Origin of the sequence: Kitasatospora sp. NPDC048239, from assembly GCF_043202015.1 — a bacterium.
In the GTDB taxonomy this organism is placed as follows: Bacteria; Actinomycetota; Actinomycetes; order Streptomycetales; family Streptomycetaceae; genus Kitasatospora.
Genome location: NZ_JBICZP010000009.1, coordinates 34,098 through 59,566 on the forward strand (window position 1 = coordinate 34,098; position 25,469 = coordinate 59,566).

Consider the following 25,469-nt stretch of genomic DNA (forward strand, 5'->3'; position numbering starts at 1 on the left):
CTCAGGAGGCCTCCGTGCCCAGTGCCGACACCGGAACCGCCGAAGCGGCGACCACCCGCTCCGGAGCCGCCCGGGCCGGGAGGTCCCTCCGTACGGCCTCCCCTCGGCCACGGCTGACGCCGGACGGCATCCCCGGCTGGTTCTTCACGGTCGACCAGGAGGCCTTCACCCACTTCCTGACCGCCCAGAGCACGGCGGGCCTCACCGGGGACATCCTCGAACTGGGCACCTACCTCGGCCGCAGCGCCGTCCTGCTGGGCGAGCGGCTCCAGCCGGGCGAGCGGCTGACCGTCTGCGACCTGTTCGACTCCGACGCAGGCGACGCCGACAACGCCGCCGAGATGGTGATGTCCTACCGCAGGACCCTCACCAGAAGCGCCTTCGAGGCCAACTACCTGGCCTTCCACCCGGAACTGCCGGAGATCGTCCAGGGACCGACCTCGCTGCTGGCCGACCGGCGGATCCCGGACGGCAGCTGCCGCTTCGTCCACGTCGACGCCTCCCACCTGTACGAACACGTGGCCGGGGACATCGAGGTGGCCCGCCTGGCGTTGGCCGCGGACGGCCTGGTGGCGCTCGACGACTACCGGTCCGAGCACACCCCCGGCGTCTCGGCGGCCGTCTGGGAGGCGGTGTTCACCGGCGGCCTGCGGCCGGTGCTGCTCACCCCGATGAAGTTCTACGGGACGTGGGGCGATCCGGCGCAGGCCCAGCAGACGCTGCTCGCCCGCGACTGGCAGGCCGAGGGCTACACCGTGGACGAGGACACCATCGCCGGGGGCCTGGTCATCCGGCTGAACCACCGGAACGGGCCGTCCGCGGCGCCGGCCCGGCGCTCGCTCCCGCGCAGGCTCGCGCTGGACCTTCTGCCGCCCGCGGCGACCCGGGCCGCCCGGCAGCTGCTGAGTTCCCTGCGCGGCCGCCGGGCGCTGCGGGCGGGCTGAGCCCGGGCCGTTCGGCCCCCCCCGGTATCGTCGGCCCCGGCCGGTTCCCAGCGGGTCCGGCCGCCGACCGGTCGGGACCGAGGGGGCATGGTGGAGCCGTTCACACCGTCGAACACCGATGCACTGCCGAACACCGATGAACCGCCGAGCGCCGACGCCCTGCCAGGCGCCGACGTCCCGTCAGGCGCCGACGCCCTGTCGAGCGGCGATGCCCTGTCGAGCGCCGAGCTCCTGCCGGACGGCGACGAGCTGCCGCAGGCGCTGCTCGAACTGGGGGTGCCGTTCGACGAGGTGAACGCCCTTCTCTCGGCGCGCGGCCGACTGGCCCGAGACCGCGGGCTGCGCGCCCTCTTCGACGAGGCCCTGCGCGGGCAGCTCGCGGCGATCGGCACGGTGGGCCGTCCGTCCGGGCTCCCCCGTGGGTGGCCGGAGGGGTTCGACGGGGCCGGATACCTCTCCGCGCTGCTCATCGTGGCGCTCGCGCCGCACGCACGGGCCTACCACCGGGCGCGGGGGATCACCCCGGCGGTGTCCCGGATGACCCTGGCGGACCTGGGCCGACAGCTGACGGTGAACCGCTGGCGCGGCGGCGGCGGCCTGCGCAACCCCGCGTGGCTGACCCTGCACTTCCGGGGCGAGCTCTACCAGCTCGGCCGGCTCCAGTTCCAGCGGATACGCCTCACCGGCCAGGACGCCGAGGAGTCGGTGGCGGCCGGGTACGGCGAGTGGGCCCTCCAGATCCACGTGCCCGACCACTGCGGCCCGCTCTCCCCCGCGGCGTGCGACCGCTCGCTCGCCCTGGCGCGCGACTTCTTCGCCCGGCACTTCCCCGCGGAGCCGCACCGGACGGCCTGCATCTTCTCCTGGCTGCTGGACGGGCAGCTCGGCCGCTACCTCGCCGAGGACTCGAACATCATCCGGTTCCAGCGGCGGTTCACCCCGCTGCGGCCGCCCGGTCCGCCGGACGACGCGAACCCGCTCCGGTACGTCTTCCGCGACCCGGGCCTCCCCCTGGCCGAGCTGCCGCGGGACACCGCCGTACAGCGCGCCCTGGTCGACCACCTGCGCGGGGGCGGCCACTGGCACGTCGTCAGCGGCTGGCTGGAACTCTGATCCGGTCCATCGGCCCACGTTCGTAAGACATTCCTATTCATCTGAATTCACCTCACCCACACGAGGGAAAATGCCTTAAAGATTTGCCCACGGAACATTAAAGGCCGCATAGTGACAAGGCCTCAGTTGGTTCTAGAAATGGCCAAGTCCAGGCAAAGTTCCGTGGCATCGCACGGGGCGGACGCAGCGTCAGAGCGACGCCGCACCCCGCCCCTGGGGTGCCCGTCGACAGGTGAGGAGAAGGCATTGCTGCACGCAGGCACGGCATCGGACCACGGACGGCGACTCCGCGAAGAGATCGCGGCCCCCGGCACCACCCCTCTGATCGGCGTGTACGACATGTACTCGGCCTCCATCGCGGCCGAGCACTACGACGGCATGTTCGTCTCCGGTTTCGGATTCGCGGCCTCCTACTACGGCCTACCCGATATCGGCTTCATCGCCTGGCCCGACATGGTCGCCTTCGTCGAGCGGCTGCGCGGCGCCTTCCCGCAGCACCACCTCCTGGTGGACATCGACGACGGCTACGTCGATCCCGAGGTCGCCTGCCACGTGGTGCGCCGGCTGGAGCGGATCGGCGCCTCCGGGATCATCCTGGAGGACCAGAAGCGGCCGCGCCGCTGCGGCCACGCGGACGGCAAGCAGGTACTGCCGCTCGCCGAGTACCTGGAGAAGTTGAACCTGGTGCTCGCCAACCGCGGGGACCTCGTCGTGGTGGCCCGGACGGACGCCACCGAGGAGAGCGACATCCTGCTGCGCGCCGAGGCCCTGGCCGCCACCGATGCGGACGTGGTGCTCGTCGACGGCGTGCGCAGCGAGGAGTGGATCCGGCGGATCCGCGAGGTGGTCGGCGGCAAGCCGCTGCTGTTCAACCAGATCGCCGGCGGCAAGTCCCCCCGGCTCTCGCTGTCGGAGCTGGACGAGCTGGGTGTGGACGTCGCGATCTACAGCACACCGTGCCTGTTCGCGGCGCACCGCGCGATGGACGAGGCGCTGGCCGGCCTGAAGGTGGCGGACGGCCGGCTGCCGGCCCCCGCAGGGGACAGCCGCCAGGTGGGCGTGCGCGAGTCCACCGAGCTCCTGGAGCGCAACATCGCCCGGCCGCGCCCCCGCGAGGCGGTGACGGCATGAGGCGCGCCGCACGCGGCCCGGAGGCGCGCGGTGAGGCTTCGCACGGCACGGCGGTGCGCGGCCTGGCGGCGCGATGGCTCCCGACCCGGTGGCGGGCGGGTGCCGCGGGCCTGGCCGGGGCCTGCGTGCTGCTCGTCTGCGGCGTACCGTCGGCGCAGGCCGAGCGGAGCCTGATCACGGTGATCGACAACTCCCATGCGGACTCGGTGGTGGAGATCGACCGGACGGGCAACCTCCAGGTGGGCAGCGGGGCCGCCGGCAGCGATCACGACGGCTCGGGAGGCCTGGCAGGCGGCCTGTTGGGGCTCGGCCGCCCCATCCCGAGCGGCAGGGGCGGCAGATGACCGGCGCCGGACGGGAGCGCGGGTCCGCCCTGCCGCCTCCCGCCCCGGCGGACGCGGCGGACCCGAGGGTGCCGAGCTTCCCGGTCGGCCTGTCGGCCGGGCCCGGGCCCGCACTGCCACCGTCCCGGACCCGGCTGCGGGGTCTGGACCCGTACATGGCGGCCCTGCTGGCCACCGTCGCCCTCGCCGCGGCCCTGCCCGCCACCGGCTCGGCCGCCCGTGTGGCCGAGCTGGCCTGCGACCTCGCGGTCGGCCTGCTGTTCTTCCTCTACGGAGCCCGGCTCTCCGCCCGCGAGACCGTGGCGGGGCTGCGCCACCTGCGCCTGCACGGACTGGTGCTGGCCTGCACCTTCGTCCTCTTCCCCCTGCTCGGGCTGGCCACGGCCGCCCTGACGCCCTATCCGCTGACCGAGGAGCTGCGCACGGGAGTGCTGTTCCTCTGCCTGGTCCCGTCGACGGTCCAGTCCTCGGTGGCGCTCACCGCCGCCGCCCGCGGCCACGTCCCGGCCGCGATCTGCGCGGGCACCTACTCCAGCCTGGCCGGACTCCTGCTCACCCCGCTCCTGGCCGCCTGGCTGCTCGGATCGCACACCGCACTGTCCGCCGACGGCCTGCTGCGCATCGGCGGCCAGCTGCTCGCGCCCTTCCTCGCCGGCCAGTTGCTGCGCCCGCGCATCGGCGCGTTCCTCACCCGCCACAAACGGCTGCTCACCCCGGTCGACCGGGGCTCGATCCTGCTGGTCGTCTACACCGCCTTCAGCGCGGCGATGGCCGCGGGCATCTGGCACCGGGCGACCCCGGCCGCCCTGCTCGGCCTGCTGGCCGTCCTGCTCGCGCTGCTCGCCGCCGCCCTCGGCTGCGCCCGGCTCGGCGCGCACCTCCTGGGCCTCGACCGGGCCTCCGGGATCGCGGCCGTCCTCTGCGGCTCACAGAAGAGCCTCGCAAACGGCCTGCCGATGGCCACCGTGCTCTTCGGGCCCCAGGCCGGACTCCTGGTCCTCCCGCTGATGGCGTACCACCAGATCCAGCTGATCGCAGGCACCCTGCTCGCCGGCCACTGGTCACGCGCCGCCGACACCTCTCCGCCCGACCCTCCATCCGACCAACCGACCGATGACCAGCCGACCACGACGCATCCGGCCACCGGCCCGCCGACCCGAATCGGCCCGGCGGCCGGACAGCAGGCTCCCGGGTGAGGTCCCGGCACAGGTCCCGGCACAGGCCCCGGCACCGCGCGGCACCGTTCGGTCAGCAGGGCGGCGTGCAGCTGCTGTTCGGGCGGGGCGGGTCCGGGTGGCGGCCCGGACCCGTGTGGTGCGGTGATCAGGCCTTGGCTGCGGACCCGCCGGTGGACGGCGCATCGGGCTTGGTGTCCGCACCGGCCTTCTTGCCGCCCTGGTTCAGCAGGCCGTCGAGGGCGCTCAGGTTGCCGTCGATCGGGGTGGTCATGGCGTCGGCAGCGATCTGCGTCATCTTCTGGAGGTGTTCGGTGGCGGTCTTCAGGGCCTCCTGCGCGCGTTCGCCGGCGGCCTTGTCGTTGCCGGCGGCGGCTTCGATGCCCTTGGTGAGCGCCTGGCTCATGGTGTTGAGCCTGAAGCCGAGGTAGTTGCCGGTGGCGGCGATCGGCTTCGGGTCCAGCAGCGTGCCGAGCAGGACCGGCGCGGCGTTCGAGCCCGCCGGCGTGTACGAGTAGTTGGCAAGGATGCGGCTGAGCGTCAACTCGTCGGCGTTGGCCCGCACGGCCTGGCTGTAGTGGCGGCGGTTGTCGTTCAGATGGTCCAGGACCGCCTGCGACACGTTCCCGCCGCGCACGTGGAAACCGAGCGACTCGACGTAGGTGCGGCTGCCGGGTCGCGGAGCGGTCGCACAGTGCCTTGCGTCCGGAGCGGAGACCGGCACGGCCACCTTCTCCTGCTTCATCGGGGTGGCAACACCTGCCTCCGGAAGCTCCGACTCTCGTTCTGCCAGGTCGAGGCACGCGAATGCCGACAACGTCCGCCGCCACTCCTAGCCGTCCCCCGAGGCGATCGCCGAGCTCACCGGCCTGCTCGCGTCAGGTGACGCGCGCCGGTGACGGCCGTCGTGGTGATCGTCCGGCGGAATCGTGGCGCCGAGACGGCCAATCCTGTACAGCCCTCCAAACGGTCTCAAATCGTGCCATTCAGTTTGAAAACCTTCGCATGCCGGGCACGGTCACTGGTTGACTGCCGCATCTGCCGGTGGCGCGACCGGCGAGCCGGGTCACGCCACCGCCGAGCCGAGGAGGGCCCGTGACCGAGAAGGTGCTGGCGAGCTGGAAGGACGGCCCGGCCCGGCGGGCGATCGTGGACTTCGTCCACGCGGCGACGACACCGGGGTCGGCGTTCGTCGAGGTGGGCGATCGGATCGCCACGTTCGACAATGACGGCACGCTGTGGGTCGAGCAGCCGCTGCCCCCGCAGTTCGACTTCGCGTTCCGCACATGGGAGCGGGAGGTGGAGGCCGACCCACAGCTCGCCGCCCGGCAGCCGTACAAGGCGCTGATCGAGCGGGACCAGGCGTTCTTCGAGGGTCTGGCGACTCAGGAACCGCAGGTGGTGTCGACCCTGCTGGAGGCGTTCGCCCGCTCGTGGGTCGGCACGACCCCGCAGGAGTTCGACGCGCAGGTGCGCGAGTGGATGCGGACGGTGAAGCAGCCGAGGCTCGGCGTCCCCTACGTCGAACTGGTCTACCGTCCGATGCTGGAACTGTTCGACCTCCTGCGCGCGAACCGGTTCCGGGTGTTCGTCTGCTCGGGTGGCGGCCGGGACTTCATGCGCGTGTTCGCGGAGGAGACCTGGGGGATCCCCAAGGAGAACGTGATCGGCTCGGCCGCCGCGTACACCTACGCCGACGGCAGGCTCGTCCGCTCCCGCGAACTCCTCGGCAACCTGAACCTGGGAGCGGGCAAGCCCGAGCACATCTTCGCCCACACCGGCCGCCTGCCCGTCCTCGCCGGCGGCAACGCCGACGTCGACATCGAGATGCTCCGGAGCGCCCGGTTCGCGCTGCTCGTCAACCACGACGACGAACAGCGCGAGTTCTCGTACACCAAGGGCGCCGAGACCTCGCTCGCCAAGGCCGGGGAGCTCGGCTGGACGGTCGTGAGCATGAAGAACGACTGGACCACCGTCTTCTGACCAGGAGGATCCGTGAGTGATCTGACCGCCATCGACGTACTCGTCAACCCGGATGAGAACACCCTCCGCCGCGCCCGCGCCTGGAACGACCGGATGCGCGGGAGCGTCCCGGACGGGTTCGCCCTGGACGCCTCCCACCAGCCGCACATCACCACCCTCCAGCGCTACGTACGCACCGCCCGGCTGGAGGACGTCTACGCCGCCATAGGCGACATCCTGGCCGCGACCGACACGGCAGCGCTGTCCTACCGAGCGGTGGCGATCAAGTACGCCGACTGGGCTGTGCCCGGCCAGGGGCTCGCGGGGATCCTCCTCCAGCCCAGTCGGCAGGTGCTCGACTTCCAGGCCGCCCTGCTCGCCGCCGTCGCCCCCTTCAGCGAGTCCGGCGGCACGGCGGCAGCATTCGTCACCGACCCGGGCGAGGACATCAGCCAGAGCACCCGCGACTGGGTCGAGGGCTACGTCCCCGACCAGATCGGGGCGGGAAGGTACACGGCCCACGTCACCGTCGGCTTCGCCACCCTCGACGACCTCACAGCCATCGAGGCCGAGCCGTTCGACGCCTTCGACGTCCACCCGGCAGCCGTCGCCGTCTACCGGCTTGGCAACAGCGGCGCCGCCCGCAAGCTCCTCAAGAGCTGGACCATTCCGCGCTGACGGCCGGCCCGGGGCAGCTGGCGGTCGGCCCGGGGCGAGGGAAGGGCCTAGGGATGCCCCTCAACCCCCCGTCTCCGCCTCGACCGCGGTGCGCCCGGCCAGTCGCTCGTACCGCTGGCGGGCCGCCTGTGGCGTGCCGAGGCCGAGTCCGAAGGCGATCTCCTGCCAGGTCATCCCGCGGCCCCGGGCCATCCTGAGCAGCACGGCCTCCAGGTCGTCCATCTCGGCGCGTGCCAGCGGGACGAGGCTCAGGGCGGCGGTGATGTCGGTCTGGTCCACCTCCGGCTCGCCCTCCTCCAGCAGGGCGGCGCCGCTGAGCAGGAACGACACCAGCCGTACGGCCTCGTGCGATCCGAGGACGTACGGGTGGGTCTGTCGGCGCCGCTGTTCGTCGGTGGCGCCGTGGCGTTCGCCGATCCGGAACAGCGAGGCGGCCACCCGGTGGGCGCGCGTCTGCTCCGGGTCCGGGGCGGTGAAGGGGTCGGCGGACTGGTCAGAGATCTCCGGTGTCAGTGCCATGAGGACAGCTTCGCCCAGAAAACCATCCAGCGTCAATCATTTGTTTTGAACACCTTGTTCACATCGTCTCATCCGGCTTCACCGAGCCTCGCGGCCGCCTCCGCAAGCCGCGCCTCGATCTCCTCGCGCACCGGCCGGTACACCTCCTCGGCGGCCCGCATGCGGGCCTCGCACTCCGCGAAGAGCCGCCGGGACCGGGCCCGCCGACCGGGTGTCAGGCCGTACCGGCGCAGCCGCACCGCCCGCCGGTCCACCATGAAACCGCTCCTGCTCCGGACGCCGTGGGCGTGACGGACGTCGGACTCGGCCTGTCCCAACGCCTCCTGGAACGCCCGGTGGGCCGCCGCCCAACGGACCTCCTCCTCCGGCGTACCGGGCACGGTGGTGCCCCTCACGCCCAGGCTCGTCGTGTCGTACAGGGTGAACTCCAGCCCCTCGGGCACCCGTACCCACGGCATCTCCCGCCACGGCCACGCGGCCAGGGTGTACGTACGTCGCAGGATGACAGTCACGCGATACTCCTTGGCCCGGTGGCTCGTTCACGCTCCGCCCAGCTTGTCATCCGCAGAGCGCGACGAGACGAGCCCCTCCAACCGGAGCGTCGAGCACCGGCGGACAGACACTGACGGACAGACACCGGCGGACAGACAGCGGCGGACGGGCACCGGCGGACGGGCAGGCCGCGGGCCGGTCAGGCGTACGGAAGGAGCACGGACGTACTGCCGACTTCCACCCGTACGCCGGGAAAATCCCGTGGAAACAACGAGAGTTCGATGCACCGACGATCCCACGACCGCGCACCCGACCAGGTCGGCGAGCCGGCTGCCCCGGGGTGTGGCAGGATCCCGCCATGACCTTGGCCGTGGCGCACCGCGGGGATCCCCGACGGATCAGGGAGAACACCCTCCCCTCGATCTCCTCCGCCGTCCACGCCGGGGCGGACTGGGTCGAGGTGGACGTCCGGGTGACCCGGGACGGGGTGCCGGTGCTGCTCCACGACGACACGCTGGCGCGGCTCTGGCGGCGGCGCCGCCGGATCGGTTCGCTCGCCCACGCCGAGCTGGAGCGCGTGTTCGCGGGCGGTCGGCACCAGGTGCCGTCGCTGCCCCAGGCGATCGCGCTGGCCCGGGAGTGCGGCGTGCGGCTGATGCTGGATCTGCCCGGCACGGTGGAGGCCGACGCGGCCGCCCGGACCGTCCGCGCGCTGGACGCGTACCAGCAGGTGGTCTTCGCCGGGGACCCGTGCGCCCTGGTCGGTGTCCGCGCGGCGGCGCCGGGGGCGTGCATCGCGATGAGCTGGAGGTCCCCGCTGCCGCCGACCGCCGGGCTGCTGCACGTGGTCCGCCCGGACTGGTTCAACCAGTACCACCGCTGGCTGACCCGGCGGATCGTCGGCCGGTGGCACCGCAGGGGCGTGCGGGTCTGCGCCTGGACGGTCGACCGGCCCGCCTCGATCGCCGCCCTGGCGTCGATCGGGGTGGACGCGATCGTCTCCAACGAGATCCGTACCCTGCGGCGGGCGTTGGCCCCTCCCGTCCGGCCCTGACCGCGGGAGGGGCGGAGCCGCTCAGCGCACGTAGTACGGGCGGTTGTGCGCGGCGACCGGCGCCGACTGGTAGGTCCACACCCCGGCGGCGGGAGCATCGGCGACCAGCCGCCCGAGGTCGCGGGCGGCCTCCCCCGCCTCGTCGGCTCCGAAGCGTTCGCCGCCAGACCCCGCCCCACCGGACCCGACGGCGAGGCGGACGCGGCCCGCGGTGCGATCGTCCAGGGCGTAGTAGCGGTACGGCTGGTGCACATTGAGCGGACCGGCCAGCAGTCGGCCCTCGCCGTCGGTGCCGTAGCCGGTGATCGGGGTGTTGTTGACCGGTTCGGAGGCAAGGCCCACCAGATCGGCCTCCAGCGAGAACAGTTCCTCCTGGTCCCGCCGCAGCCCGTCCGGACCGGCCTCGGCCCGGCGGCACGAGACCGACCACCGGTCGCGCACGGCGGCCGCGTTGAGCGAGGGCATCACGGTCTCGAACCACCCGGGGTACTTGGGTTCGGCGTACAGCCTGGTGCCGGCGTCGATGGCGAGCAGGTTGTCGCACAGGACGTGCAGCCGTGCGATGCCGAGCAGCTTGGTCTGGTCGTACCCCCGGGCGTACTGGCCGTAGTTGAGCACCGGCAGGCGGTCCTCGCCGAACTGCGGGTGGGCGATGATGTTGATCTCCACCTCCTGGGTGATGCCCCCGCCACCCGGGTACTGCGCGAAGTAGAGCTGGTAGTTGAGCGACACGCAGGCCATCCCGTCGAACCGGGCGGCGGTCAGCCCCGGGTGGCGTTTGGCGAGCAGTGCGCGCACCGGCTCCGGGTCGACCAGGTAGTCGACCCCCAGGTTGTGCAGTGCGCCGTAGTGGAACGGCAGGTGGTACGGCTCCGGCACGGGCGGGAGCGGAAGGCCGGTCATGAGGACTCCCAGGAGGGCTCGCGGGTCGGCGCTGGGCGGGCGGGCGAGAGGGACACCGGGCGGCCCAGCGCCAGCAGGTCGAGGTGGATCCGGTCGGCGCTGCGCAGGGCGAGCGCGGCCATCGTCAGCGAGGGGTTGGAGGTGCCCAGCGAGGGCATGGAGCCGCAGCCGACGGCGTACAGGTTGGGGTGGTCCCAGCAGCGCTGCCACTGGTCGACGACGGAGGTCCCGGGCGACTCCCCCATCAGGTGGGTGCCGCCGGCGTGGCCCGCGCCCCGGTACGCGTAGGGGCGGCCCTCGTACTCCAGTCGGCCGGGCCACTGCGGGCCGGGCTCGTAGCTGGTGTGGTCCTCCGCGCCGAGCAGCGCGAACAGTTGGTCGGAGACGGCCCGGGCGGAGGCCATGCCGCGCCGGACGTAGTCGGAGAGGTCGTACGCCAGGACCGGGCGCGGCAGGCCGAGGCGGTCGCGCCGGGTCGGGTCGAGGGTGACCCGGTTGGCCGGGTCGGCGGGCTGCTCCAGCTCGAACTGCAGCGAGAACTGCCGCCCGAGCCTGTCGCCCAGCCGCGCCCGGAGCTCCTTGCCGCGCACCCCCGCCCGGAGCAGGTCGGCGAGGTCCGCCTCCGGTGGACCGGACGCCCAGGACCAGCCCCAGTTGCCGATCTCGATCCGGAACGGCGCCCGGCGGGCCCTGGCCGGACCGAACCGGAACGCCTCCAGTCCGCTGGTCGACCCGGGCCCCCGGTAGGGGCCGACCGGTCCGGGCATCAGGCCCCAGGTGAGCAGCGCCGGGTGGTCCATCAGGTTGCGGCCGACCTGGTCGCTGCGGTTGGCCAGGCCGGAGAGCAGCAGCAGCCTGGCGTTCTCGATCGCGTGTGCGGCGAGGACGACCAGGTCGGCCTCCACCCGGTGGGTGGCGCCGCCGCTCAGGTACTCGACGCCGGTGACCCGGCCGGTGCCGTCGGCGAGTACCCGGCCGACCACGGCCTCGGTGCGCAGCCGGACGGTCGGCGCCCACCGGGCCTGGGTGCGCAGCGGGGTGTACTTGGCGTTGGTGGGGCAGATCGGTACGCAGCTGGCGCTGCCCGCGCAGGGGGCGCCCGGCGGGCGGGCCGCGCCGGGCAGTCCGTTGCGCGCGTGCGGGGTGGCGGTGACGGCGAGCCGGGCCTGCTCGGGCATGGCGGGGTCGTGGGCGGTGCGGCCGTCCAGGGCGGCGGTCACCTGCCGGTCGAGGTAGCTGGGCGCGATGGCGCGCATCGGGAAGGCGTAGTCGTCGGGCATGGGCAGGCCGACGGCCTCGCGCTGCTGGTCGGCGTCGGCGGCGACGCCGAGTTCCAGCTCGGCTCGGCGGTAGTACGGTTCGAGCGTCCGGTAGTCGATCGGCCAGTTGCGGCCGTGCCCGTGGTCGGCGGTGCGGAAGTCCTCCGGGTGCATGCGCGGGGCGAGGCCGGTCCAGAGCAGACCGGTGCCGCCGTTGGCGCGTAGGTAGCCGCTGGCGTAGGGCAACGGTCCGTGCTGGAGGAGGTAGCCGGTGGCGGTGAATCCGCCGTCGGGCCGGCCGACGAGGTCGCTGGCGTCGGCGGACGGCGCGTCCGCGCTGCGCGGGTACGGGGAGATGGGGGTTCGGACGGCCGCCTCGTGGTGGGCCGTCGCGGTGTCTCCGGTGCTGCCTGCGGGTCGGCCGGCCTCCAGGACGAGGACGCGCCAGCCCTCCGCACCGAGGCGTTGGGCGACGAGCGATCCGGCGAACCCGGCGCCGACCACGATGGCGTCCCAGCGCGCGTTCACCGGGCGCCGCCGCGCGGGGCGTCGGCCCAGCTGCCGTAGCCCGGCGCCGAGGTGCCGGGTGCGGTGGCGTGGAAGGTCCGCCACATCAGTCCCTGCTCGTAGGCGCGGGTCGAGGAGGGCGGTTCGTCGGGCCAGGCTCCGGCGTACCAGAGGTGGGTGAGCGCGTGTTCGTCGCGCACGGGGTGGGCGAGTGCGGTGCGGTGGTGCTCGTGTGCCACGCCCGTTGCTCGCAGCTCGGCCTCGTCGAAGCCGGTGAGCTCGGCGGAGATCCGCAGGAAGCGGTGGAAGTCGTCCAGGTGGTCGAGGTCGTCAGGGCCGTCAAGGTCGTCGATGGCCGGCATATGGGCGCCCCCCAGGTCATCGCTACATGGCCATGACAGGACTCCTGTCGTGACCGGCTGCCGTCTGCGATCCTCCCTCTCCCGGACCGCCCGGCACACGCGGTGCACGAAAGTGGCCGATCTTGCAGAGGGTTCGATCTCTTCTGACCTCCGGAGGATCGATCCTGCACGGAACAGCCGCCGACTCGGGTGGCGACCCGGCACCCCCACCGCCCGTATCACCTCCAGCACCCGCATCGCCCAGGCGGCGCACCAGAGCGCGCGGGGGCGCCGGGGGGCTGGGATGGTTCGGAGCAGCGGCGTGTCCGCCGCGAGCACGTTGTGTCGACCCCCTGGAGGCCCGGATGTGGCAGGCTCCCCCCGCCCCGGCACCTGTCGCCGGTGAATGGCTACCGGTGCTGGACATGCCCGGGTCCGCACCGCAGAACCGGCTCACGGTGCTGCTGCGCCTGCTGCTGCTGATCCCTCAGTTCGTGGTGGTGTGGGTGCTGTCGGTGGTGGCGTTCTTCATCGCCGTGATCGGCTGGTTCGGGGCGCTCGTCCTCGGACGGCTGCCGGGATTCGTCGAGGACTACCTCTCGGGTTACGTCCCGTACGAGACCCGGATCAACGCCAGTGCGCTGCTGACGGTCGACCGCTACCCGCCGTTCGCCTTCCGCGCCCCCGACTACCCCGTCCAGGTGGAGCTGCGGCCGGGCGAGCTCAACCGGCTGGCGGTGTTCTTCCGCCTGATCCTGGCCATCCCCGCGATGATCATCCAGGGCGTGCTGTACGCCGGGTGGTGGACGGTGGCGTTCATCAGCTGGCTGGTGGTGCTGATCCTGGGCCGGATGCCGCAGCCGCTGTACGAGGCCACGACGGCGATCCTCCGCTACCGGATGCGGTACATCGCGTACATGCTGATGCTCACCTCCGCCTACCCGAAGCGGCTCTTCGGCGAGGAGCCGGGCTCGGTGCCGGGCGGTCCGGTGTCGGCGACCCGACCCCTGGTGCTGAGCGGCGGCGGGCGCGCGCTGCTGGTGGTGTTCATCCTGATCGGCATCGCGTCCTCGGCCACCGGCTCGATCACCGGCACGTTCAGCGACGGCGATGACGACACCGACCACGTCACCGGCCCCCTGGTCCCGGGCCCGGCCGAGGCGCACCGCCCGCGGCTCTGACGACCTGGGGAACTATTCCTGGACGATGACGCGCTCGCCCTCTCCGGTCGCTTCCTCGAAGTTGGCGAAGTAGCGTTCCAGAAGTTCATCGGAGACGGTGACGCTGTTCGCGTCGCTCCGCTGGTTGCGGCCGGCCAGCCGGCGTCGCAGGGTTTCAAGACCGGCCTTGAGACGGATCAGCTCCCATCGGCATCCGTGGCTCTCGATCGCGGCCTTGTACCGGTCGCGGGTGGCCCGGCTCCAGAAGCTGTAGTCGATGACGACAGGCAGCTTCGCCTCCATCAAGCGGATCAGCTCCTCCCACAGCTCCTGCTCGATGGCGGACTTGAGTTGCTCGTACTCCGCCGGGTCGAGGTCGGCCGCGTCGCGGCCGATGCGCGCCCACACCACCTCGTCGATCGACAACCGCCTGTAGCCGCGGCGTTCAAGGGCCCGCGCATATGTGCTCTTGCCCGAGCCGGGCAGGCCGCACATCATCACGACGAAGCCGCGCTCCGTCCCCGTCCAGATGCGGCAGAAGATCCAATTCCTCCATGCAGTTGAGGCTAACCCGCAGGCGGACCGTCTCCGACGAGGCACCAGGGCCGCTACGAGATACGGGAGATCGTCAACGCGATCCTTTACCAGGGCAGGACCGGCTGCCAGTGGGACTGCCTTCCGCACGACCTGCCGCCGACGTCTGCCGTCTACTACTACTACTTCGCGGCTTGGCGCGACGACGGCACAGACGTGAGGATCAACCACCTTGCTGCGCTGGCAGGTCCCCCAGTCGCGAGCGCCGGCCCTTCCGGCTGACGCCGGGGCCGGTCCGAAACTCCTTGGACGGCACGGGGATCGGCTTGCTGAAATGAGAGACGGCCGCTGTTGGAGTCGAAGGGATGCGGCGATGACCGAGATCAGGCTGCACCTGTCGGTGCGCGGCCTCACCGAAGCGGACCTGCCGTCCTGCGGCTGGGCCGGCTCCCCCAAGCACGTGCGCGAGCTCGTCCACCAGATCCGCCGCGCCGAGGCGGGCGAGATCGACTACCTGGCGGTGTGCACGCCGGTCGGGCTCCCGGTGGCGGTCGGCGGCATCGACTACACGGTCAAGCCCGGCGCCGGCACGCTGTGGCAACTCGGCGTCCACCCGGCCCTGCAGTCCTGCGGGATCGGCACGCTGCTGATCCGCTCCGCCGAGCAGCGGATCGGCGCCCGCGGCCTGACCCGCGCCGAACTCGGCGTCGAGGAGCGCAACCCGCGCGCCCGCGCCCTCTACGAACGCCTGGGCTACCGGGCCTTCAGCCGGGAGCTCGACTCCTGGGACGTGGAGGCCGAAGACGGCTCGCTCCAGCGGTACGAGACGATGTGCACGCTGATGCGCAAGGACCTGGCGTGACGATGGACTTCGCGGCGTTCGTCGCCGACGCGACAGCCGACCCGGCCGTCGTCGGGCTCGTCCTCAAGGGCTCCCAGGCCTACGAAGGGATGACCACCCGTCACTCCGACCACGACCTCTACGTCATCCTCGCCGACGACGCGGCGAGCGAGCTGGCTGCGCTCGACGGCTACCGCTCCGCGCAGCTGGACCTGGTCGTCACCACCCTCGAACGGTTCCGCCGGCCCGCCGACTGGGAGCGGTACGCCATCGCCCGCTCCCGGGTGCTGGTCGACCGCCGCGACGGGGAGGTCACCCGGATCGTCGCCGCCATGGGACGGCTCGGCGCAGAGGAGGCCTTCCAGTCCGGCGCCGCCCTGCTGGACGCCTACGCCAACTCGCTCTACCGCTCGGTCAAGAACCACCGCGATGGCAACCCGCTCGCCGGCCACCTCGACGCGGCCGCCAGTGTCGGATTCCTACTCGACCTGCTCTTCGCCCTGGACCGCCGACCGCGCCCCTACAACAAGTACCTGGCCTGGGAGCTGGACCGGTTCCCGCTGCCCGGCTGGAAGAGCGCCGCGCTGCTGGACACCATCGCCCGGATCACCGCGACCGGCGAAGTGGCACTGCAGCAGCGGCTCTTCGCCCAGGTCGAGGCCACTGCCCGGGCCGCCGACCACGCGGCGGTGCTGGACGCCTGGGGCGAGGACCTACTACTGATGCGGCCCCACCCGGACACTCCGACCCACCAGCCCTCCTGACCCGGACCTACTGCCGGCGCTGTTGGCGGACCCGGTGACTCGGGCGGGCGCGGTCATTCACGCCGTTCTCGACGCGGACACCCTCCAGCGGCTCGCCGCAGATCCGGACAGCGACGTTCAGGCTGCGCTCGCCCGGCATCCTGACCTGCCGCCACCGGCCCGCGAGGCCCTTGCCGTCGATCCGGCCTTGAGCGTCCGTGCGAAGGTCTTCGCCCGACCGGACACGCCCGAGCACGTGCGGGCGCAGATCCACGCCGGCCAGGGATATGCCAAGACTGGCGAAGACCTTGCTCATGCCTGCTCCCCGGTGGTGAAGAAGCCGGTCAGGACGGGGGCAAGGATCTCCGGGGTGATGTTGTGCTCCTGGCCGGGGAAGACGTGCAGGGCGAAGTTGTCAGCCAGTGCGGCGAGCTCCCGCGCCCCATCGAGCATCTGCGGTGCGCCCGCGTCCCCGCTGCCGACGAGAACGGGCACGGCCACGGACTGCCAGCGGTCGGCGGGCAGCGGTCGGCCGGACATGGTGTCTCCCATGACCTGGCCGTCGTAGGGCAGGGTGCGGGCGGTAGCCTCCATACCCGTCCAGAAGGGGGCCTGGCGCATTCCCGCGACGGCCTCGGCGGGCATACCGACGGCCGCGGTCATGAAGTAGGCCACGGCATCGCCGTACGCCCCCTGCTCCACGAGTTCCGTCAGGTGGGTGACGTAGTCGGCGGGCAACGGCAGGCGGCTGTCGTTGGTGATGAAGGGCGGCTCGTACACGGCCAGCCGGGAGACCGCGCTGCCCCGGGCCACGGCCTCCAGTGCCAGTACGGCACCGGAGGACATCCCGAAGACCATCGCCTCTCCGCCCACGCGCCCGATCAGCGCGTCCAGGTCCTCGACCTCGCGCTGCACGTCGTACTTCGGGCTGTCCCCGCTGTCGCCGCGGCCCCGGCGGTCATAGGTGAGCACGGTGAAGTGCTCGGCCAGCAGATCACCGAGTGCGGCGGAATCGCCGCGCGTCATGAATGCGCCGCCGACGAGCACGACAGCGGGGCCCGAGCCCTGCTGCTCGTAGGCGATGGCCGTGCCGTCGGCAGAGAACACCTTGTCCATGAGGAATCACTCCAGATTGCTGCGCGGTACACGGGGCAGGAAGCCCCGCGCCCTTCGAAACTAGACGGTACAGTACCCACGCGGGTACTGGTCAGTCCAGTACTCTTTCGCCGGAGGATGAGGCCAATAGAGAAGGAGCCGATGATGGACAGCCGTTCAGCACGCAAGCACGAGGCGATCCTGGAGGCCGCGACCAGCGTTTTCCTGGACAAGGGGTACTCAGGAACGAGCATGGACGACATCGCGAAGCTGGCCGCGGTGTCCAAGCAGACCGTCTACAAGCACTTCTCCGACAAGGAGAAGCTCTTCGCCGACATCGTCCTGGCCACCACCGACCGGCTCGACAGCACGATCGACCTGCTGGCCGACCTCCCGACCGACGCCGCCAACCTGGAAGAGAACCTCACCAGGCTCGCCCGTCAGCTCCTGACCGCCCTCACCGATCCCCGAGTGATCCAGCTTCGGCGCCTGATCATCGCCAACGCCGACGTCTTCCCCGCCCTGGGTACCGAGTGGTATGAGCGGGGCTTCGAACGAGGACTCGCCACGCTGGCAGCGACCTTCCAGCGGCTGTCCGACCAGGGGCTGCTCCGGATCGACGACACGCTCCTGGCCGCGAACCACTTCTCCGGCCTACTGCTGTGGATCCCGGTGAACAAGGCCATGTTCACCGGCAGTGCCCAGCACACCGAGGCCAACCTCGACCGCTACGCCGCCACCGGCACCCGCGCCTTCCTCGCCGCCTACCGCTGACCACCGAACCACCACCAGGCCTCGCCGATTCGCTGGCATCCCCTCCGGGTTCGAAACCCGGCTGCAGGACGGACCGCCGTGGCACGGTCCCGCCCCTGTCGGCAAACGAATGACGACAGGGGGCCCGGCAGTTCAATGAACCCGGACCTCACTGGGCCTGACAGCGGCTCACCAGCCCTCCTGACCCGGGCCAACGGTCGAATCGACTCAGAACGTCCTCTGAGCGCAATCGCTCCCAAGGTCGTAAGGTCTGCGGTCTGCGGTCTGCGGTCTGCGGCTCAGGGTCTGCGCTTGGGGCCTGCCCGGCCGGGCAGGCCCCAAGCCGGGCCTCAGGCCAACGAGTCCCGCCCCTGACGCAGGTTCACCAGCGCCTCGGCGGCGAGGGTGTGCAGGAAAGCGGGACAAAGCCACCGCTCCAGGGCCGCGTCCTCGTCCCACGACCTCAGCTCGGCCCGCCCGCCGGGACTGCGCAGGTGGTAGCCGATCTCGGCGGCGGCGCTCGCGTCGCCGTCCAGCTCGGGATGCCCGTCGGCGGCATGCGTGCAGGCCGCTTCGCCCAGCTGCGGCAGCACCGCCTCAAGTCCGGCGATCATGTCGTCGAGCACCGACCGCTCGGTGATCCGGCCCGACACCGCGTACCACTGGCTCGCGTGCTGGGTGACGACATAGCCCGCGCGCACGCCCTTCGTGGGATGGCGGGGAAGGCTGCCCGCCTGGCGGGACAGCTCCTCTCCAGGGTCGCCGTCGGGGTAGTCGTAGAGCACCGAGGACAGCTCGCCCATGCTCTCCTCGTGGGCTTCGGGAAGCAGCTCGGGAACACCGCCCACCGTGAACGGCGCGATGACGTCGACGGTGATGCGCGCAAACCCGGCCACGTTCGCCGGGCACAGCCACCTGTCGTCCTCGAAGGCTCCGTCGACCAGCCTCTCCACCTCCGGCCCGGCCGGCCACACCTCGTCGTTCACCAGTCCGGTCAGCGCGTCCTCGTAGGGGTGCCCGTCGTGGGCGCAGGCGGCATCGCCCCGTGCCCGGTCCACGGCGAGCAGCGCCTCCAGGGCGGCCACCTCGGCCTCCCGCCCGGGCTGCCAGGACAGGTACCCGCCCATCTGCACCAGCCCGAACACCCACAGCGGCGCCGTCGCGGCAGCGGGATCGGCGGCCAGCCTGCGGGCACAGTCCAGCACCAGCGGATCCACCTCGGCAGGCGCCGAATCCGCCGTGACGCTCCCCCACGACTCGATCAGCCGCTTCGCCTCGGGGTCAGAAATATCGATCATGCCCGCTACGACGATCCGGCACCCACCCGAGGTTCCCGCCCCCACGGGGCAAGGGCGGAACCAGCCCGGCGCAGGAAGTCGGAAGTCGGATCCGCCGACTTCCTGCGCACGCCCGGGTGTCTGGTCACGGCCGCGTGCCTGCGCACGGCCGCGTGCCTGCGTACGCCCTGGTGCCTGCGTACGCCCGGGTGCCTCGGCGGCCCTCTCAGGCCTTGCGGCCGACGCCGGCCCAGAAGGCGACCCGGGCGTCGGCCGGCTCCGGCTCCCGGTCGGGCCGCCAGAGGGGGGCGGTGACCAGGCCCGGCTCCAGCAGTTCCAGCCCGTCGAAGAACCGCAGCACCTGCTCCCGGCTGCGCATGGTCAGTTGGGCGGAGGCGTTGCGGTACAGCGCGGGGCCCTTGGCGGCGTCGGCCGGCGGGGCGAAGTCCCCGGTGGCGTGCGAGATCGCCAGGTGGCTCCCCGCGGGCAGGGCGTCGACCAGCGTGCGGACGATGGCGTGCGGGTCGTCCGCCTCGTCGATGAAGTGCAGGACGGCGAAGAGCAGCAGCGCGACCGGCTGCCCCGAGTCGAGCACCTCGCGCACCTCGGGCGCCTTCAGGATCGCGGCCGGCTCGCGCAGGTCGGCCTGGACCACGGCGGTGCTCTCCGGGGTCGTCCCGCTCAGCAGCGCACGGCTGTGCACCAGCACGATCGGGTCGTTGTCCAGGTACACCACCCGGGCGTCCGGATGCACCTGCTGGGCCACCTGGTGGGTGTTGCCCGCCGTCGGAATGCCGGTGCCGATGTCGATGAACCGCCGTACCCCCGAGGCCGCGAGGTGGTGCACGGCCCGCCCGAGGAACGCCCGGTTGGCCAGCGCGCTGATCCGCACCAGCGGGCTGAGCGCCATCACCTTCTCGGCGGCCTCGCGGTCGGCGGGGAAGTGGTCCTTGCCGCCCAGGTAGTAGTCGTACATCCGGGCGGGGTGCGGGATCTCCGGCCGCAGGTCGGCGGGCGGCCGCAGGTCGCCGTCGTCGTCGCCGCCCATCCACCCCAGCTCGATCTCATGGCGCTCCGTCATATCCACTCTCCCCCTTGGTAAATCCGGTCACCGCTGGGCAGCATAGGGGTCAACCGACACCCGCACCGGCCTCTTCCGGAGGACGGACGCGCCCAGCGGTACCGGTGATGCGGTCGGTGCCGGCGGCGTCGGGAGGCCCTGCCCCGTGGCTGCGGTCCGCAACGCCGCGCGACGCCGACGTCCACCGGGACCGCTGACCGCGGACGGCCGCCCACGGTGACCCGGTGGCCGTGGCCGCAGACAACCGCCCACGGCCACCAGGAACTCGCGTCGGCCCTAGGCAGGACGGCGGGCCCGGTGGAGGAGGTAGGTTCCGGCGGCTGCGGCGAGGGCGGCCATGCAGGCGGTGAAGACGAGTCCAGCGTCGGCCAGGCCGATCGATTCGGTGAGCAGGCCGACGCCGATGACGGGGATCGAGATGCCGAGGTAGGCGACCACGAAGAGCGCCGAAAGGGCGCCGCCGCGGTGTTCGGCGGGGGCGGCTGCCGCCACCTCTCCGACTGCGCCGCGCAGGCCCATCCCCTGGCCTGCGCCGCCCACCAGGGCGCTGAGCACCAGGGGCGGGAGGGTGGTCCAGGCGAGCGAGGCGGCCAGCAGGGCCAACCCGGCGATGAGCACCAGGCAGCCCAGCGGGATCGCCCGTGCGGTGCCGAGCCGGGGCACCAGGAGCTGGCCGAGGGTGGAGGCGAGGAAGGCCGCGAAGACGATGAGGCCGACGACCGCGTGGTTGTGGACGTCCAGGCTCTCGGCGAGGAACGCGGGGCTGACCGAGGTGAACAGCCCCAGCAGGGCGAAGCCGGCGAACGCGGCGATCCCGGCCGGGACGAACACCCCGCGGACCTCGGGCGGCAGGGTCAGCCGCTGCGGCCGGGCGGTGCGCAGCGGGCGGGCCCCGGCGACCGTCTCCGGCAGGAACCAGCTGACCGTGAACGACGCGGCGAGCAGCACCAGGTGCACGACGAACGGCAGCACCAGGGGATCGGGCGCGTACTCGGCGAGGAATCCGGACAGCAGTGGTCCGCAGCCCAGGCCGGCCATGTTGGCGGCGGTCGCGACGAAGCCCGCGCGGGCCCGGCGGCCGGGTGGGGCGAGCTCCAGCACGTACGCGGTGGCGGTGCCGGTGAACAGGCCCGCCGACAGGCCGGACAGCAGGCGGCCCAGGCAGAGCAGCGGCAGGCCGCCGACGGCCAGGAACGCGAGGGCGCTGCAGGCCGCAAGCGCCAGTCCGCAGAGCAGGACGGGCCGGCGTCCGACGGAGTCGGAGACGTTGCCGACGAACAGCAGGACGCCGATCACGCCGAAGGCGTAGATGGCGAACACGACCGTCACCATCAGCTCGGAGAAGCCGATCTCCTCCTGGTACAGCCCGTACAGCGGGGTGGGCAGGGTGGTGCCCGCCATGCAGACGGCGAAGGCGGCGGCGGCCCCGAGGTAGCCCGCCCGACCTGCGCCGGGCCGCGCGGTCCGATGATCGGTCATTCATTCACGGTAGGTGTCCGTGCGTACCGGGCCCGCGACTCGCGGAGGGCGGCTGCGCCGAATGGCGGCCGTCCGCCATCCACCGGACGCCCGAGGCCCGAGGCCTGCGACCCGCGGCCCGGGACGGGAGCGGAGTCGGCCTCCGGACGGGCCTCCGGCGCATCCGCCCCGGATTGTGACGTGGCCCTGTCTAGTTCGTTTGCGTTCCGGTGTGGTGGGATGGGCTCGCACGGGGTGAGGACCGCTGACGGGGGTTTTGTGGTGCGGAGTGGACGGCTGCGGGAGCTGGATCCGGACGCGGCGTGCCTGGTGGCCGTGGGGCTGGTCCGGCTGGGGGCGCAGAAGTGGCTGGGCACGGCGGGCGGGGCACCGGCCTGGGTGGGTGAGCTGCGGGCGGCCTCGTTCGCGGACGCCTGGGTGGCGTTCGGCGAGGCGCCGGCGTCCGGGGCCGGGCTGCGGGTACCCGCGGCCGCGGTGCTGCGGGCCGTCGTGGACCGGACCGCGGAGCTGGTCCTCCGGTCCTGCCGGGAGGACGGACCGACGGCGCTGGAGTGGCTCGGGCAGCGCTCGGCCGAGGCCCGCGAGCAGGCGCACCGGGAGGGCTCGACGCACCCGGCCGAGCCCTGCGCGCTGACCCTGGTGTGGCACGGGGTCCAGTCGCTGGCCACCGGGGACGGGCCCGACCACTCCAGGCGGATCGACGAGCGGGGGGAGGCGTACGTTCGGGAGCGGCACCGGCGCCAGGACACGCTGGCGCTCGTGCTGTGCTGCACCCGGATCGCCGCGGCCGCGCTGGTGGAGCTGTGCGAGGGCGATCCGGAGCGGGTGGCCGCCTGGCTGGAGGAGGACGCCGCGCGCTCCATGCCGCGCGACGGCCGGGTACCGCTGTGGGTGCCGGGGCGGCCCTGGCACCCGGCCGGCTGACCGGCCTCTCAACCAGGCGGTCAAGCGGCGTTCAGGAGGCATTCAGCCGCCGGGCGGCCTCCGTCAGGGTCGGGCCCAGCGGGAGGTCGAGCCGGAGCGCGGCGAGGTCGTCACCGCGCGTCGCCCCCTGGTTGACGATCGCGACCGGCAGCTGCGCCCGGGCGGCGCGTCGGACGAAGCGCAGCCCCGACAGGACCGTGAGGGAGGAGCCGAGCACCACCAGCGAGCTCGCCGCGTCGACCAGGTCGTAGCACTGCTCGACCCGGGGCGCGGGGACGTTCTCGCCGAAGAGGACCACGTCGGGCTTGAGCGTGCCGCCGCAGTCCGCGCAGGGGGCGATGCGGAACCCGTCCACCAGCGGCTGCGACAGCTGCGCGTCGCCGTCCGGGCGCAGCGCTGCCCCCGGGCGGCGGAACCCGCGGTTGAGCTCCTCCAGGCGCTGGTCGAGCTCCGCCCGGGTGCTGGTGCGGCGGCAGTCGAGGCAGACCACGCGGTGGAGTCCGCCGTGCAGTTCGACGGCCTCCCGGGTGCCGGCCGCCTGGTGGAGGCCGTCGACGTTCTGGGTGATGACCGCCGACACGTGCCCGGTGCGGCGCAGCCGCTCCACCGCGTGGTGTCCGGTGTTGGGGCGGGCCTGGGCGATCGCGGGCCAGCCGGTGTGGCTGCGGGCCCAGTACCGGCGGCGGGCGTCCTCGCTGCCGGTGAACTCCTGGTAGGTCATCGGGGTGCCGTTGCGGCGGCGGCCGGTGGGGCCGCGGTAGTCCGGGATGCCGGACTCGGTGGACAGGCCTGCCCCGCTGAGCACCACCACGGCGCGCCGGTCCAGCAGCCGTACCAGGGCCTCCAGGGCATCCCCGGTCCGCAGGTCCGGCTCGTCCGGCCGGCCCGGTCGGGCCCGAGGGGCCTGCCGAACCGGCCGGACCTGCGCGACGGGGTGTTCGAACGCGTCCATGCCGTCGAGGTTAGACCGACAGGGTGGCGGCCGTGGGACTACCCGGAGCAGCGATCCTCGGCCGATTGGCCCTCCGGCCGGACGGTGACCGTGCACAGCCGCTTGGTCGCCCGGGTGAGGGCGACGTACAGGTCGCGCTCGCCGCCGGGGCGGGCGGCGGTGATCCCGTCCGGGTCGACCACGACGGCGGCGTCGAACTCCAGGCCACGCGCCTGTGAGGCCGGCACCAGTCGGGCGTACTGCTCGACCCCCGCAGCCGCGAGCTGCTCCGTCCTGTCGTCGGCGCAGACCACCCCGACCAGCTCACCCGGGTACGCGGCGCCCTGCTCCCGCAGCTCCCCTACCAGGGCGCCGACGAGTGAGTCGGGGGCCGCGGCGAGGGTGCGCGGCACCTCGCCGCGCCGGATCGACCGGATCGGGGTCCGGTCCGGGGCGATCCGGGCGAGCAGGTCGTCCGTGACGGCGAGGATCTCCTGGGTGGTCCGGTAGCTGACGGTCAGGGTCCGCAGGTCGAAGCGGCCTCCGAGGTGCGGGCCGAGCGCCTCCTTCCAGTCCCTGGCCACCGTCGCCGGGCCGGCCTGGGCGAAGTCCCCGACCAGGGTCATCGACCTGCCCGGGCAGCGGCGCACGATCATCCGCCACTGCATGACGGTGAGCTCCTGCGCCTCGTCGACGACGACGTGCCCGAAGGTCCGCTCGGGCGGGCCGTCGACCAGGCCCGCCGCCTCGTCGAGAAGCGGCACGTCGGCGTCCGTCCAGGGCGCACCGGGCGCCCGCCGCAGCAGGGCCCGCTGGTCGTCGGTGCACTCCCGCAGGTAGGCGGCCCGCGCCTCGTCGTCGGCCAGCAGGGCGTCGACCACGTCGCCCGGCGTGAGCCGCGGCCACAGGTCCTCGACGGACCGGTCGAGCAGGTCGTCGTCCAGGAGCTCGGCGCGCACGGCGTCGGCGTCGAACTCGTCGGCGCCCGTGGCGGGTGCGGCGTCAAGACCGAGGCGGCGCAGGTCCGCCGCCGCGACCCGGTCGAGGTCGAGGCCGGTCAGCTGTGCGACCTGGGCGTCGATGTCTTCGAGCACCTCGACGCCGCTGCGGGCGAGCTCCCGGATGAGGGCGTCGACCAGCAGCTCCTTGAACAGCCGACGCGCCCGGTTGTGCGCGAGCCCGCTGGTCCGTGCCGACTCCCGGGCCAGGGCGACGTCCTCGTCATCCAGACTGATCCACTCCTTCCCGACCCGGAGGTCGAAGCCGCCGCCCGGGGCCTGCCGAGAGCGGACCACTTCGGCCAGCGCCCCGGCCAGCGCGTCGCTCCCCTTCAGGCGCGCCACCTCGAACGAGTCCGCAGCGCCCGGTACGACGCCGGCCAGCTCCTCGCACGTCGACAGGAGGACGTCGTTCTCCCCGAGCGAGGGCAGGACCTGGCCGATGTACTCGAGGAACCGCGCGTTCGGCCCCACCACCAGCACGCCGCGCTCGGCCGCCTTCGGGAACGCGTACAGCACATAGGCGGCGCGGTGCAGCGCCACCACCGTCTTTCCGGTGCCCGGACCGCCCTGAACCACCGTCACCCCGCGGTGCCGCGACCGGACGATCGCGTCCTGCTCGACCTGCAGCGTGGCGACCGCCGTGCCCATCCGCCCCGTGCGGCGCTCCTGGAGCGCCGCCGTCAACGGACCGTCACCGACCACGTCCTGTCCGGTGGGTGCGGATCCGTCGAGCAGTTCGTCGCTCACGCCCACCACCCTGCGGCCTGCCATGCGCAGGTGGCGGCGCCGCCGCAGGCCCAGGGGATGAACCGGCGTCGCCTCGTAGAAGGGCCGCGCGGCCTCGGCCCGCCAGTCCACCAGGACGGGCAGCTCGTCAGAGTCCCGCTGCAGCCCCAGTCGGCCGATCCGCAGGACGGTCCCGTCCGTCAGATCGATCCGCCCGAAGACCAACCCCTCCTCGGCCCCCTCCAGTCGGCGGATCTCCCCCGCCAGCCGCCCGGCCGCCAGGTCCCGCTCGTACGCCTTGCCCGCCCCCTCGGGCGGCGCCGCGAGCACGCCCGCCAGCTGCGTCTGCGCCCCGGCCAGCCGCTCGTCGAACAGCTCGGCTATGCCGGCGACCTGAACCCGCTCAAGCTCTACCTCGCGCTCGGCAACATCGTTGATCTGGGACAAGAAAAAAGGCCCTCTCGGCTCAACCCACCAAGCATTTCGAGGCGCCACTATGCAG

General features: G+C 72.7%; 27 protein-coding genes and 1 pseudogene. 14 read left to right on the plus strand and 14 right to left on the minus strand.

What is annotated here, in order from left to right; translation table 11 throughout:
* Positions 1-14 precede the first annotated feature (14 nt).
* The 5 genes from ACGFZP_RS23880 (at position 15) to ACGFZP_RS23900 (ending at position 4,728) form a co-directional block, all read left to right on the plus strand.
* Positions 15-944 carry a class I SAM-dependent methyltransferase gene (locus tag ACGFZP_RS23880; RefSeq protein ID WP_392936419.1) on the plus strand — a complete coding sequence of 310 codons (930 nt, stop codon included), beginning with the start codon at positions 15-17 and terminating at the stop codon, positions 942-944.
* Positions 945-1,031: 87 nt separating this feature from the next.
* Positions 1,032-2,057, plus strand: a complete 1,026-nt coding sequence (locus ACGFZP_RS23885) for an acyltransferase domain-containing protein (protein ID WP_392936421.1) — start codon at positions 1,032-1,034, stop codon at positions 2,055-2,057.
* Positions 2,058-2,303: 246 nt separating this feature from the next.
* Positions 2,304-3,188 (plus strand): oxaloacetate decarboxylase, encoded by an 885-nt coding sequence (locus ACGFZP_RS23890; RefSeq protein WP_392936424.1) that lies wholly within the window; start codon positions 2,304-2,306, stop codon positions 3,186-3,188.
* Entirely contained in the window at positions 3,185-3,532 is a 348-nt protein-coding gene (locus ACGFZP_RS23895; RefSeq protein WP_392936425.1) for a hypothetical protein, read from the plus strand. The genes ACGFZP_RS23890 and ACGFZP_RS23895 overlap by 4 nt, the downstream gene beginning before the upstream one ends.
* Before the next feature lie 155 nt (positions 3,533-3,687).
* The gene (locus tag ACGFZP_RS23900) at positions 3,688-4,728 is read left to right on the plus strand and encodes a bile acid:sodium symporter family protein (protein ID WP_392936985.1); all 1,041 of its coding nucleotides are present in this window, start codon (positions 3,688-3,690) and stop codon (positions 4,726-4,728) included.
* Between the two features lie 127 nt (positions 4,729-4,855).
* On the opposite strand, the gene ACGFZP_RS23905 is transcribed toward ACGFZP_RS23900, so the two are convergent.
* The gene (locus ACGFZP_RS23905; RefSeq protein WP_392936428.1) at positions 4,856-5,452 is read right to left on the minus strand and encodes a hypothetical protein; all 597 of its coding nucleotides are present in this window, start codon (positions 5,450-5,452) and stop codon (positions 4,856-4,858) included.
* 350 nt (positions 5,453-5,802) lie between these two features.
* Between ACGFZP_RS23905 and ACGFZP_RS23910 the strand changes: the two genes are divergently transcribed.
* Both ACGFZP_RS23910 and ACGFZP_RS23915 read left to right on the plus strand, forming a co-directional pair.
* A complete protein-coding gene (locus tag ACGFZP_RS23910) occupies positions 5,803-6,690 on the plus strand; it encodes an HAD family hydrolase (RefSeq protein ID WP_392936431.1) in 888 nt (295 codons plus the stop codon).
* Between the two features lie 12 nt (positions 6,691-6,702).
* Positions 6,703-7,347 carry a hypothetical protein gene (locus ACGFZP_RS23915; protein ID WP_392936434.1) on the plus strand — a complete coding sequence of 215 codons (645 nt, stop codon included), beginning with the start codon at positions 6,703-6,705 and terminating at the stop codon, positions 7,345-7,347.
* Between the two features lie 60 nt (positions 7,348-7,407).
* Here ACGFZP_RS23915 and ACGFZP_RS23920 read toward each other — a convergent pair whose 3' ends face one another.
* Positions 7,408-7,866 carry a DNA-binding protein gene (locus tag ACGFZP_RS23920; protein WP_392936436.1) on the minus strand — a complete coding sequence of 153 codons (459 nt, stop codon included), beginning with the start codon at positions 7,864-7,866 and terminating at the stop codon, positions 7,408-7,410.
* Between the two features lie 68 nt (positions 7,867-7,934).
* On the minus strand, positions 7,935-8,378 hold the full coding sequence (locus tag ACGFZP_RS23925) for a hypothetical protein (protein ID WP_392936438.1): 444 nt from the start codon (positions 8,376-8,378) through the stop codon (positions 7,935-7,937).
* 338 nt (positions 8,379-8,716) lie between these two features.
* On the opposite strand from ACGFZP_RS23925, the gene ACGFZP_RS23930 reads away from it, so the two are divergent.
* A complete protein-coding gene (locus tag ACGFZP_RS23930; RefSeq protein WP_392936441.1) occupies positions 8,717-9,412 on the plus strand; it encodes a glycerophosphodiester phosphodiesterase in 696 nt (231 codons plus the stop codon).
* A gap of 21 nt (positions 9,413-9,433) precedes the next feature.
* On the opposite strand, the gene ACGFZP_RS23935 is transcribed toward ACGFZP_RS23930, so the two are convergent.
* The 3 genes from ACGFZP_RS23935 to ACGFZP_RS23945 are packed head-to-tail and all read right to left on the minus strand — an operon-like array spanning position 9,434 to position 12,443.
* The gene (locus ACGFZP_RS23935; protein ID WP_392936443.1) at positions 9,434-10,315 is read right to left on the minus strand and encodes a hypothetical protein; all 882 of its coding nucleotides are present in this window, start codon (positions 10,313-10,315) and stop codon (positions 9,434-9,436) included.
* Positions 10,312-12,102: a GMC family oxidoreductase gene (locus ACGFZP_RS23940; RefSeq protein ID WP_392936446.1), complete on the minus strand. Its 1,791-nt coding sequence runs from the start codon at positions 12,100-12,102 to the stop codon at positions 10,312-10,314. The genes ACGFZP_RS23935 and ACGFZP_RS23940 overlap by 4 nt, the downstream gene beginning before the upstream one ends.
* Positions 12,099-12,443, minus strand: a complete 345-nt coding sequence (locus ACGFZP_RS23945; RefSeq protein ID WP_392936449.1) for a hypothetical protein — start codon at positions 12,441-12,443, stop codon at positions 12,099-12,101. Before ACGFZP_RS23945 ends, ACGFZP_RS23940 begins: the two co-directional genes overlap by 4 nt.
* Before the next feature lie 404 nt (positions 12,444-12,847).
* On the opposite strand from ACGFZP_RS23945, the gene ACGFZP_RS23950 reads away from it, so the two are divergent.
* On the plus strand, positions 12,848-13,603 hold the full coding sequence (locus tag ACGFZP_RS23950) for a DUF4389 domain-containing protein (RefSeq protein WP_392936451.1): 756 nt from the start codon (positions 12,848-12,850) through the stop codon (positions 13,601-13,603).
* Between the two features lie 12 nt (positions 13,604-13,615).
* Here ACGFZP_RS23950 and ACGFZP_RS23955 read toward each other — a convergent pair whose 3' ends face one another.
* Positions 13,616-14,080 (minus strand): AAA family ATPase, encoded by a 465-nt coding sequence (locus ACGFZP_RS23955; protein WP_392936988.1) that lies wholly within the window; start codon positions 14,078-14,080, stop codon positions 13,616-13,618.
* An 87-nt stretch (positions 14,081-14,167) separates the two neighbouring features.
* Between ACGFZP_RS23955 and ACGFZP_RS23960 the strand changes: the two are divergent.
* The 3 genes and pseudogenes from ACGFZP_RS23960 to ACGFZP_RS23970 form a co-directional block, all read left to right on the plus strand.
* Positions 14,168-14,350 (plus strand): annotated as a pseudogene (locus ACGFZP_RS23960) (transposase); the annotation flags it as partial.
* A gap of 139 nt (positions 14,351-14,489) precedes the next feature.
* On the plus strand, positions 14,490-14,978 hold the full coding sequence (locus ACGFZP_RS23965) for a GNAT family N-acetyltransferase (RefSeq protein ID WP_392936454.1): 489 nt from the start codon (positions 14,490-14,492) through the stop codon (positions 14,976-14,978).
* 2 nt (positions 14,979-14,980) lie between these two features.
* The gene (locus ACGFZP_RS23970) at positions 14,981-15,721 is read left to right on the plus strand and encodes a hypothetical protein (RefSeq protein ID WP_392936991.1); all 741 of its coding nucleotides are present in this window, start codon (positions 14,981-14,983) and stop codon (positions 15,719-15,721) included.
* 7 nt (positions 15,722-15,728) lie between these two features.
* On the opposite strand, the gene ACGFZP_RS23975 is transcribed toward ACGFZP_RS23970, so the two are convergent.
* A complete protein-coding gene (locus tag ACGFZP_RS23975; RefSeq protein ID WP_392936457.1) occupies positions 15,729-16,016 on the minus strand; it encodes a hypothetical protein in 288 nt (95 codons plus the stop codon).
* Positions 16,013-16,816 carry an alpha/beta fold hydrolase gene (locus tag ACGFZP_RS23980; RefSeq protein WP_392936459.1) on the minus strand — a complete coding sequence of 268 codons (804 nt, stop codon included), beginning with the start codon at positions 16,814-16,816 and terminating at the stop codon, positions 16,013-16,015. The genes ACGFZP_RS23975 and ACGFZP_RS23980 overlap by 4 nt, the downstream gene beginning before the upstream one ends.
* Positions 16,817-16,960: 144 nt before the next feature.
* Here ACGFZP_RS23980 and ACGFZP_RS23985 point away from each other — a divergent pair, with 144 nt between their 5' ends.
* Positions 16,961-17,569, plus strand: a complete 609-nt coding sequence (locus ACGFZP_RS23985; RefSeq protein WP_392936462.1) for a TetR/AcrR family transcriptional regulator — start codon at positions 16,961-16,963, stop codon at positions 17,567-17,569.
* Between the two features lie 329 nt (positions 17,570-17,898).
* Here ACGFZP_RS23985 and ACGFZP_RS23990 read toward each other — a convergent pair whose 3' ends face one another.
* The 3 genes from ACGFZP_RS23990 to ACGFZP_RS24000 all read right to left on the minus strand — a co-directional run bounded on the left by ACGFZP_RS23990 (position 17,899) and on the right by ACGFZP_RS24000 (position 21,385).
* Positions 17,899-18,846: a hypothetical protein gene (locus tag ACGFZP_RS23990; RefSeq protein ID WP_392936463.1), complete on the minus strand. Its 948-nt coding sequence runs from the start codon at positions 18,844-18,846 to the stop codon at positions 17,899-17,901.
* 205 nt (positions 18,847-19,051) lie between these two features.
* Complete coding sequence (locus tag ACGFZP_RS23995; protein ID WP_392936993.1) at positions 19,052-19,873, minus strand: SAM-dependent methyltransferase; 822 nt, start codon at positions 19,871-19,873, stop codon at positions 19,052-19,054.
* A 309-nt stretch (positions 19,874-20,182) separates the two neighbouring features.
* Complete coding sequence (locus tag ACGFZP_RS24000; RefSeq protein ID WP_392936466.1) at positions 20,183-21,385, minus strand: MFS transporter; 1,203 nt, start codon at positions 21,383-21,385, stop codon at positions 20,183-20,185.
* A 258-nt stretch (positions 21,386-21,643) separates the two neighbouring features.
* Here ACGFZP_RS24000 and ACGFZP_RS24005 point away from each other — a divergent pair, with 258 nt between their 5' ends.
* Positions 21,644-22,309 (plus strand): hypothetical protein, encoded by a 666-nt coding sequence (locus ACGFZP_RS24005; RefSeq protein ID WP_392936469.1) that lies wholly within the window; start codon positions 21,644-21,646, stop codon positions 22,307-22,309.
* Positions 22,310-22,340: 31 nt separating this feature from the next.
* Here ACGFZP_RS24005 and ACGFZP_RS24010 read toward each other — a convergent pair whose 3' ends face one another.
* Together ACGFZP_RS24010 and ACGFZP_RS24015 are read right to left on the minus strand one after the other, a co-directional pair.
* Positions 22,341-23,261, minus strand: coding sequence for an NAD-dependent protein deacetylase (locus tag ACGFZP_RS24010; RefSeq protein ID WP_392936471.1), 921 nt, complete (start codon positions 23,259-23,261; stop codon positions 22,341-22,343).
* 38 nt (positions 23,262-23,299) lie between these two features.
* Positions 23,300-25,414, minus strand: coding sequence for a HelD family protein (locus tag ACGFZP_RS24015; RefSeq protein ID WP_392936474.1), 2,115 nt, complete (start codon positions 25,412-25,414; stop codon positions 23,300-23,302).
* Between the last annotated feature and the right edge of the window lie 55 nt (positions 25,415-25,469).

What these genes read in the sequence shown, in the direction of transcription:
- ACGFZP_RS23935 (WP_392936443.1), bottom strand. Translation starts at nt 10,315, where the DNA reads ATGACCGGCCTTCCGCTCCCGCCCGTGCCGGAGCCGTACCACCTGCCG.
- ACGFZP_RS23920 (WP_392936436.1), bottom strand. Translation starts at nt 7,866, where the DNA reads ATGGCACTGACACCGGAGATCTCTGACCAGTCCGCCGACCCCTTCACC.
- ACGFZP_RS23975 (WP_392936457.1), bottom strand. Translation starts at nt 16,016, where the DNA reads ATGAGCAAGGTCTTCGCCAGTCTTGGCATATCCCTGGCCGGCGTGGAT.
- ACGFZP_RS24010 (WP_392936471.1), bottom strand. Translation starts at nt 23,261, where the DNA reads ATGGACGCGTTCGAACACCCCGTCGCGCAGGTCCGGCCGGTTCGGCAG.
- ACGFZP_RS23900 (WP_392936985.1), top strand. Translation starts at nt 3,688, where the DNA reads ATGGCGGCCCTGCTGGCCACCGTCGCCCTCGCCGCGGCCCTGCCCGCC.
- ACGFZP_RS24000 (WP_392936466.1), bottom strand. Translation starts at nt 21,385, where the DNA reads ATGACCGATCATCGGACCGCGCGGCCCGGCGCAGGTCGGGCGGGCTAC.
- ACGFZP_RS23895 (WP_392936425.1), top strand. Translation starts at nt 3,185, where the DNA reads ATGAGGCGCGCCGCACGCGGCCCGGAGGCGCGCGGTGAGGCTTCGCAC.
- ACGFZP_RS23905 (WP_392936428.1), bottom strand. Translation starts at nt 5,452, where the DNA reads ATGAAGCAGGAGAAGGTGGCCGTGCCGGTCTCCGCTCCGGACGCAAGG.
- ACGFZP_RS23980 (WP_392936459.1), bottom strand. Translation starts at nt 16,816, where the DNA reads ATGGACAAGGTGTTCTCTGCCGACGGCACGGCCATCGCCTACGAGCAG.
- ACGFZP_RS23955 (WP_392936988.1), bottom strand. Translation starts at nt 14,080, where the DNA reads ATGATGTGCGGCCTGCCCGGCTCGGGCAAGAGCACATATGCGCGGGCC.
- ACGFZP_RS23950 (WP_392936451.1), top strand. Translation starts at nt 12,848, where the DNA reads ATGCCCGGGTCCGCACCGCAGAACCGGCTCACGGTGCTGCTGCGCCTG.
- ACGFZP_RS23985 (WP_392936462.1), top strand. Translation starts at nt 16,961, where the DNA reads ATGGACAGCCGTTCAGCACGCAAGCACGAGGCGATCCTGGAGGCCGCG.
- ACGFZP_RS23945 (WP_392936449.1), bottom strand. Translation starts at nt 12,443, where the DNA reads ATGCCGGCCATCGACGACCTTGACGGCCCTGACGACCTCGACCACCTG.
- ACGFZP_RS23995 (WP_392936993.1), bottom strand. Translation starts at nt 19,873, where the DNA reads ATGGGCGGCGACGACGACGGCGACCTGCGGCCGCCCGCCGACCTGCGG.
- ACGFZP_RS23965 (WP_392936454.1), top strand. Translation starts at nt 14,490, where the DNA reads ATGACCGAGATCAGGCTGCACCTGTCGGTGCGCGGCCTCACCGAAGCG.
- ACGFZP_RS23930 (WP_392936441.1), top strand. Translation starts at nt 8,717, where the DNA reads ATGACCTTGGCCGTGGCGCACCGCGGGGATCCCCGACGGATCAGGGAG.
- ACGFZP_RS23990 (WP_392936463.1), bottom strand. Translation starts at nt 18,846, where the DNA reads ATGATCGATATTTCTGACCCCGAGGCGAAGCGGCTGATCGAGTCGTGG.
- ACGFZP_RS23885 (WP_392936421.1), top strand. Translation starts at nt 1,032, where the DNA reads ATGGTGGAGCCGTTCACACCGTCGAACACCGATGCACTGCCGAACACC.
- ACGFZP_RS23970 (WP_392936991.1), top strand. Translation starts at nt 14,981, where the DNA reads ATGGACTTCGCGGCGTTCGTCGCCGACGCGACAGCCGACCCGGCCGTC.